Source organism: Longimicrobiaceae bacterium (assembly GCA_035936415.1).
GTDB lineage: Bacteria > Gemmatimonadota > Gemmatimonadetes > Longimicrobiales > Longimicrobiaceae > JAFAYN01.
Genome location: DASYWD010000125.1, coordinates 1 through 7766, shown reverse-complemented (window position 1 = coordinate 7766; position 7766 = coordinate 1). Strand labels below are relative to the sequence as shown.

The window sequence follows — 7766 nt, the reverse complement described above, 5'->3', positions numbered from 1 at the left end:
CCGCGGCGGCGTCGTCGTCGGCGGCCAGCTCCCGCTCGGCCAGGGCCCACCCGGCGCGAGCCGCCGCCTCGCGGAGTCGGTCGCGCTCCCGGTCCAACCAGTGCTCCACGCCCGGAGCCCCCTCCACGTGCAGCCCGGCGAGCAGGTCTCCGCGATACAGTGCCACCGCCTCGTCGAGCCGGCCGTCGGCGAGTGCCCGCTGGAACTCCAGGGCATCGCACCAGCAGCTCCCCTCCGCGAGCCGGACCTCCTCGGCGCCGCGTGTCTCGACGGCCTCGGGGCCGAGCGCCTGGCGAAGCTGGTAGATGCCGTTGCGAAGCGCCGCCCGGGCATGCTCCGCGTCCAGCTCCGGCCAGAACAGCGCGACCAGGGAATCACGGCGATGAAAGGCTCCGGGCGCGGCCACGGCCAGGTACGCCAGCAGGGCGACCCGCTTGGGCTGCACCAGCACGGAACGGACCTCCTGGCCGTCGGCGCGGCGCAGGTCCGGGGAGCCGAGTACGAAGAGCTGGATCATGGGGCGCGCTCTCGGGCGCACCGGACACCGGGTCCGGATTAGGGAATGCGCGGTCGGTCGGGCCAGGGAGGAGGGGTCCGGCGGACCGGGAGATCGGACTGGACGCAACGTGCCGCCGGGCGAGGCGGATGTCGCAATATAAATCGCCGGGGTGCGCCCCAAAAGTGTCCGGAGACGCCATGGAGACGGCCAGGAGACGCCCACGTTGTAGCATACGGCCGATGTCCCGTGAACGCGCTGCCCAGGGCAGCGACCGCAGCCTCCCACCCGGTGCTACTCCATGCGCACGACCTCCGCTCTCCGCTCCATCCGGCCCATCGCCCCCGTCTTCGTGATGCTCTGCTGCGCCGCCTCGCTCACGGCCCAGCACGCCGGGCATGCCGGCGATCCGCACACGGCGGACCCCGGGTCGGCGGCCGGGTTGGGGACGATCCACTTCCCGACCCGGGCCAGCCCCGCGGCGCACGCGGAGTTCACCCGGGGCGTGCTGCTGCTGCACAACTTCCACTATCCACATGCGGTCCGCGCCTTTCAGCGCGCGCGGGAGCTGGATCCGCGCGACGCGATGAGCGCCGCCTTCGAGGCGCTGGCCCACACCCATCCCGTGTGGAACCAGCAGGACACGGCCGCCGCGCGTGCCGCACTGCGCTCGCTCGCCCCCACGCCCGCGGCGCGGGCAAGGATGGCCCGCACGCCGCGCGAGCGCGCCTGGCTCCGGGCCGTCGAGGCACTCTACGCCGGCGACCTGCCGAAGGCCGTGCGCGACACCGCCTTCAGCCGCGCGATGGCGCGCCTGCACACGGGCGATCCCGCCGATCCCGAGGCGGCCACCTTCTACGCGCTCTCGCTTCTCGGCCTCAACCAGGCCGAGCGCGAGCCACGCGCCTACGCCATGGCGGAGGAGATCAGCCGCGCGGTGCTGCGCGCGCACCCGCACCACCCCGGAGCGCTGCACTACCTGATCCACGCCGTGGACGATCCGGCCAGCGCCGTACGAGGGATCGAGGCGGCGCGCGTGTACGGCGAGATCGCGCCGGCCGCCGGGCACGCGCAGCACATGACGTCGCACATCTTCATCGCCCTGGGGCGGTGGGACGACGTGGTGCGCGCCAACCTCCGCGCGTACGCCGCCTACAGTCCTGACGGGCGCGTATTCGGGCACGGCACCCAGTGGCTGGCGTACGGACTCATACAGCAGGGGCGCGTGCGCGAGGCGCACAGCTGGCTGGACTCGATGCTCACCTATCAGCGTGACGTGGCCGCCGGTGCGACGCCGGCGGTGCGGGGCCGGGCCGACGCGGACGCACACGCCGTCCTGATGACCGCGGCGCACGTGATCAATGCCGAGGCGTGGGACTCGCCACTCGCGCGGATGCGCTTCGACACGACCCACCTGCGCAGCATCGACACCCGGGCGGTGGCCGACTTCTTCGTCGCCTATGCGGCCGCACAGCGCGCGCGCCGCGCGGTGGACGTGACGCCGGGGAGCCGCGAAGCCGACCGGCTCCTGGCGGATTCGCTCCTCGAGCGGATCGCCGCCCGCAACGTGCGGGCGCGGGCGGCGGGGGCACGCGCCGGCCCGCTCGGCGAGGCGGAGGCGATGGAGAAGATGCTGCGGGCGGAGCGGTTCGCCATCGCCAACCAGCCCGACTCCGCGCTGGCGCTGCTGCGCGCCGCTGCCGAGCAATGGGAGTCGGTCCCCTTCATGTACGGGCTTCCGGGGACGGTGAAGCCGCCGCGGGAGCGCGCCGCGGAGATCCTGCTGGTCACCCGCCGCCCGGCGGAGGCGCTGGCGGAGCTGGAGAGGGCGGAGCGGATGGCCCCCGGGCGCTCCCTCGCGCGCCTGTACCGCGCGCGGGCTCTGCTGGCCCTGGGCCGCCGCGACGAGGCGGTACGCGAGTACCGGGAGCTGGCCGCCACGTGGCGCGACGCCGACGTGACCTACCCGGACCGCGAGGAGGCGCGCTGGGGGAGCACCACGCTCGCCGCGGGGAGCAGCGACGCGTCGGTGGCCGTGGACACGGTGGCCTACGCGAGCGGCGAGCTGGCGCTGCGCGGCACCCTCTACCGCCCCACGGCCGCCGGACGGCACCCGGCGCTCGTCGTGCTGCACGGCAGCCTCGGGTGCTGGCGACAGGCCGAGCGGGACAACGTCGGCCGGCTGTTCGCGGCGCGGGGATACGTGACGTTCTTCCCCTGCCGGCGGGGCGTAGGCCTTTCCACCGGGCAGGGCGAGGCCGTAACGGACCAGCTGCAGCGCGAAGGGCTCACGGCGCGCGATCCCGCTTTCGCCCGGCGGTCCACCGAGCTGCTCACCACCACGCAGCTGCAGGACGTTCGCGCCGCCGTCGCGGCCATCCGCGCCTGCCCGGACGTGGACCCGAAGCGCGTGGCGGTCACCGGCGTCTCCTACGGCGGGATCCTGACGATGCTCGCGGCCGAGGCCGATCCCACGCTGCGCGCCGCGGTGGCGTTCGCGCCCGCCGCGATGAACTGGGGGTGGAACGCCCCCCTGCGCGAGCGGCTCCTCGCGGGCGCACGCCGCGTACGCGTGCCCGTGCTGGTGGTCCAGGCGGAGAACGACTGGGACCTGGCTCCCACGCGCGAGCTCCCGGCCGCGGTGCGCGCCGGCGGCGGCGAAGGGGACGGCAAGCTGTATCCCGCCATCGGCGCGAACGTGGGGGATGGCCACGGGTTCATGGTGCTCGCGCCCGAGCTGTGGCGGGAGGACGTGCTGGAGTTCCTCGACCGGCAGATGAAGGGACGGAGCAGGCCGTGACCGGGCACGCCGACGGTGAGGCGCGGAGCCGCTGAGCGTCCGCTGCGCCCACCGGACCATCCGGGGCTGTCAGCAGTGCTTCACACACTCTTGCCGAACCACTCACCCCGAGCCCCGACATCTCATGGGACTCCTTCCGCTCAGTTTCTCCGCCGCCACTCTCGCGCTGCTTGCTTCGGCAGTTCCCGTTCTGGCCCAGAGCCGAGACACATCAGCCCCGAACGGCCAGATCGTGGCGCAGGAGCGGTGTGCCTTTCCGTACCGGACCTTCGACGAATGGCTCGCTGACGCCCGGCGCCGGAACCCCCAGCTCGACGAGGCGGCGTTTCGTCGAAGGCAGGCACACTTCGACTATGTGACGACGACCCAGGAGGTGGAATGCCTCCGGGTGCAGTACATGAGCGGAGGGCACCGGGTGACCGGGTACATCGTGAAGCCGACCGACACGAACGGAAAGAAGTACCCCGTGTTCGTGGTTGTGCCCCCCTACGATCCGGGTGGCCGGATCCAATTTCTCAACCTGTTCTACTTCTATGGACGGGTGAAAGACCAGGGTGTGGTGGTGGTCTTTCCCGCTTTCCGGGGCAACGACGGTGGAGAGGGCCGGGATGAGTTCGGGGGTGGAGATGTCGAAGACCTGGTCAACGTGTCCGCGCTCGCCAGGGCACAGCCGTACATGGATGCCGACAATCTCTTCCTTTACGGGGGTGGGCGCGGCGGGATGATGATCTACCTGGCGCTCATCCGCGGTATGCCCGCGCGCGCGGCGGCCGTGGAGAACGCACCCAGTGACGTGCGGAGCTGGGCCGCGCAGGATACGGCGGTTCTGAGGGCTCTACGGCAGGCGAACCCGGATTTCGAGCGCAGGGCCGAAGAGCACTACCGGGCACGGTCCATCCTGGAGCACGTGGAGCGCATCAGCACACCGTTGCTCATCCGGCACGGGAGTGGGAACCGGCGTGTTCCGGTGAGCCACACCCTGGGGCTCGTCGAGCGCCTGGAAGCACTCGGGAAGACCTACAAGCTGGTCATCTACCCCAACGACGACCCCAACATTCAGAAGAACGATCCCGAGGACGACCGGCTCGCTCACGAATGGCTCCGTACACATCTGCCGGGCATTCCGCCAATGCCCACCGAACGGCCGTGACCCTGCACAGAGTCCCTTTGGCCGTGTCCGCTCGTGCGCTGATCGCCGCCTGTTGCCGCTTCCGGAACCGGGAGTGGCGGGGCACGCGGATCGACTGAAACGTCGCCTGCATCTCTTCAGGGCACCGCCTTCCAGCTCCGAGCGGCGCCCGAATTCACCCTCACCGTGACGCTCGTCATGTCCATTCGCCTGCTCGCGCAGCTACCCGTCCGCCGTCTCGCGATCCTCCTGGCGATCATCGCCGTCCCCGCCTGCCGGCAGGCCGGCGCGGCGGCTGGCCCCACCCCTGCCCCGCAGGCTGCAGCGCCGACCCCGCTCCGCTTGCTCGACGACGACTCGGCACGCGTCGCGGCCCTCCGCTCCGGGGGAGTCTCCGTGGAGGGGCGGCACGTGGTCGCCTGGTTCCCGCGCGACTCGGTGCCCGTGGGGCACATGCGGGCGCTGGTGGACAGCCTGGACGCGGCGATCCCCGCGATGCAGCGCTTCATCGGGGGGCCGTACCCCTGGCAGCGGCTGGGGCGGGAGCGGATCACGTACTACTTCGTGCCGGAGCGCTTCGTGCCGCACACCGCGGACAGCGCCGTGTTCATCCCGCTGTGGCGGATGACGGCGGGCACGGCGCCGCACCTCCACGAGACGGTACACGTGCTGGTGCTGCCATCCACGCCCTACTACCCGTGGGAGCTCGCTGACTCCGCGGAGGTGGCCCGGGTGCGCGCGCGCCTCCCGCTCTGGCTGGCGGAGGGCTACGCGGACTACGTGGCGAAGGCGCTCGCGGAGCAGCTTCCCTTCCACGAGGGCGACGGCCTGGGCACGGGGAGCCACGCCCAGGTGGACAGCATCTGCGCCGAGCGCCTGCGCGGGCCCCGCGGGGCGGAGGTGGCCCCGTACGTCGGCGCTCCCGGGGTCCTCCCGTCGCTGTTCACGACCGAGCGGGGCGCGGTGGCCCCCACCTTCTACGCCTGCGCCTCGTCGTTCACCAAGTTCCTGGCCGAGCGCACGAGCCCACAGTTCCTCGCCTCGCTCTTTCCCGACATCATCCCCGGTCGCGCGGAGGCCCGCATCCACGAGCGGACCGGGCGCACCGTGCCCGAGCTCCGGGCGGAGTGGCTGGGCCGCATCGGCGCCGCCGGCGCGGTTCATCCGCAGGGTGGGCGCACCGTTCCCACCGCGGAGCAGCAGATCACCGCCGCCGTGCTCCCGCTCCCGGCCAGCATGCGGGCGGGCGCGGGGGTGATCGGGTACGGCGCCGGCGGCCGCGAGACGACGCTGCGCGCCAGCACGAACGGGATGGTCTGCATGGGCGACCCGCCCGGCGACGACCGCTTCGACGTGCGGTGCTACCACGAGAGCTTCTTCCCCTATGCGGGGCGCGTCGTAGCCGCCGACCGCCTGCGGGGGCCCGCGACCGACTCGGCGCGGGCGGCGGTTCGCGAGGATCTGCGAACCGGGCGCCTGGCCTGCCCGGAAGTCATCACCGCCGGCTACCGGATGCTCGGCCCTGCGCGCGCGTACGACCCCGCCATGGGGCGCGTGGGGCCGGAGATCCGCTCCTGGCAGTCGGTGCACTTCCCGAGACGCACCGCGGAGGCGGTCGGCTTCCCGACCGAGCGCGAGGGGACCATGCCTTGGGTCATGGCATCGGGCCTGTGCTGGTCGCACGTGATGATCGTCCACGACAGCGCGAGCGCTGCGCTTTGATCCGCGCGCCGAGCCGCCGCGGCCCCACCAATCTTGTTTCGGAGTACAGCCCATGAGACGCCCCGTCGTCATCCCGCTCCTCGTCCTGGCGCTCGCTTGCCCCCGCTCGCTGTCGGCGCAGCACGAGGGACATGCCGCCACTGCACGCCGTGCGGGTGCCCCGCTCGAGTTCGGCAGGGTTCATTTTCCCAACTCCGGCTCCCCGGCCGCGCAGGAGCCCTTCCTCCGGGGCATGGCGTTGCTGCACAGCTTCGAGTATCGGGATGCCGCCGAGGCGTTCCGGGAGGCACAGCAGGCCGACCCGGCGTTCGCGCTCCCGTACTGGGCGGAGGCGCTGACGCACAGCCACGTCATCTGGGGGCAGGAGAACCTCGCGGCCGCGCGGGCAGCGCTCACCCGGCTCGGCCCAACGCCCGCGGCGCGGCTGGCCCGGGCGCGCACTCCCGGGGAGCGTGCCTTCGCGGCGGCAGTCGAGGCGATGTACGGGGAGGGGGATGAGCCGACGCGCGTGCGCGCCTTCGCCGATGCGACGCGCAGGTGGGCGACCGCGATGCCCGGCGACCACGAGGCGCACGCCTTCGCGGCGCTCGGCGCGCTCTGGCAGGAGCACCATACCCGCGACCCGGCGGCTGCGGCGGCGCTGGGCGCGGAGGCCTCGGCCCACGCGCAGCTCGTCTACCAGGCCAACCCGCGCCATCCCGGCGCCGCGCACTACCTGATCCACGCCCATGACTCGCCCGCCGGGTCGCGCGAGGGGCTCGCCGCCGCACGCGCCTACGCGACCATCGCCCCGGACGCCGAGCACGCGCTGCACATGCCCTCGCACATCTTTCACCCCCTGGGGATGTGGGACGACATGGCGGCGTCCAACGAGCGGACCTGGGCAGCGTCCCGGGCTTCGGCCGCGCAGGGCGGGCGTCCGGGGTGGTCGGTCAGCTGGCACGGCCTCAACTGGCTGCAGTACGCCTATCTGCAGCAGGGGCGCTGGGCGGCGGCGCGGGCCCTCGTGGACACGGCACGAGCGCTGGCCGAGCCTGCCCGGCGGGAACCCGGCGGCGGCCGGACCGACGCCGCCTTCGCGCTGGAGGAGCTCGCGTTCCGGTACGCGACCGAGACCGGGCGCTGGGATCTCTGGCCGGCGGACTCGGTGGCGATGGACTGGCGCGATCCGGCCCTCTCGGCGCGTGCGCGGGGGTTCGCGGTTTTCTCCGCCTACCAGCGCGCCGTGGCCGCCCTGCTCACCCGGCGCGACACGCTGCCGGCGATCACCGTCGCCCGCGCCTTCCGCGAGGCCGTGGGCGCGGGACGTGGGACCACGAACATGCCACGCCTCGCGGCCCAGCTGGAGGCGACGGTGCTGCGGGCACGCGGCGATCACGCCGGAGCGCTCGCCATGCTCCAGAGGCTGCAGCCGCAGGCCCGGGTGCCGCGTTACCGCTCCATGGTCCCGCCCGCCAGCCGCGTCGTGAGCGAGGAGCTGGGGGCCGCGCTGCTGGAGGCCGGCCGCGCGCGCGAGGCGGCAGGCGCCTACGAGCAGGCACTGGAGGACCGCCCCCGCCGGGCGGCGGCGCTGCTCGGGCTCGCGCGCGCCCGCGCCGCGGCCGGCGACAGCGCAGGTG

Annotated in this window: 5 protein-coding genes; 4 read left to right on the top strand and 1 reads right to left on the bottom strand. The window is 73.3% G+C overall.

Annotated features, from left to right (window positions below; genetic code table 11):
• Positions 1 to 517, bottom strand: a 517-nt coding sequence (locus tag VGR37_04740; GenBank protein HEV2146704.1) for a hypothetical protein, incomplete at its 3' end; no start/stop codon positions are given.
• Between the two features lie 280 nt (positions 518 to 797).
• Between VGR37_04740 and VGR37_04735 the strand changes: the two genes are divergently transcribed.
• From VGR37_04735 to VGR37_04720, 4 genes are all read left to right on the top strand, one after another.
• Positions 798 to 3296, top strand: a complete 2499-nt coding sequence (locus VGR37_04735) for a dienelactone hydrolase family protein (protein HEV2146703.1) — start codon at positions 798 to 800, stop codon at positions 3294 to 3296.
• Between the two features lie 124 nt (positions 3297 to 3420).
• Entirely contained in the window at positions 3421 to 4446 is a 1026-nt protein-coding gene (locus VGR37_04730) for a prolyl oligopeptidase family serine peptidase (GenBank protein ID HEV2146702.1), read from the top strand.
• Between the two features lie 177 nt (positions 4447 to 4623).
• Positions 4624 to 6147 (top strand): hypothetical protein, encoded by a 1524-nt coding sequence (locus VGR37_04725; protein HEV2146701.1) that lies wholly within the window; start codon positions 4624 to 4626, stop codon positions 6145 to 6147.
• 52 nt (positions 6148 to 6199) lie between these two features.
• On the top strand, positions 6200 to 7766 hold a 1567-nt coding region (locus VGR37_04720), incomplete at its 3' end, for a hypothetical protein (GenBank protein HEV2146700.1).

Bases quoted from the DNA above. Each gene is read 5' to 3' on its own strand.
- VGR37_04735 (HEV2146703.1), top strand. From the start codon at position 798: ATGCGCACGACCTCCGCTCTCCGCTCCATCCGGCCCATCGCCCCCGTC.
- VGR37_04730 (HEV2146702.1), top strand. From the start codon at position 3,421: ATGGGACTCCTTCCGCTCAGTTTCTCCGCCGCCACTCTCGCGCTGCTT.
- VGR37_04725 (HEV2146701.1), top strand. From the start codon at position 4,624: ATGTCCATTCGCCTGCTCGCGCAGCTACCCGTCCGCCGTCTCGCGATC.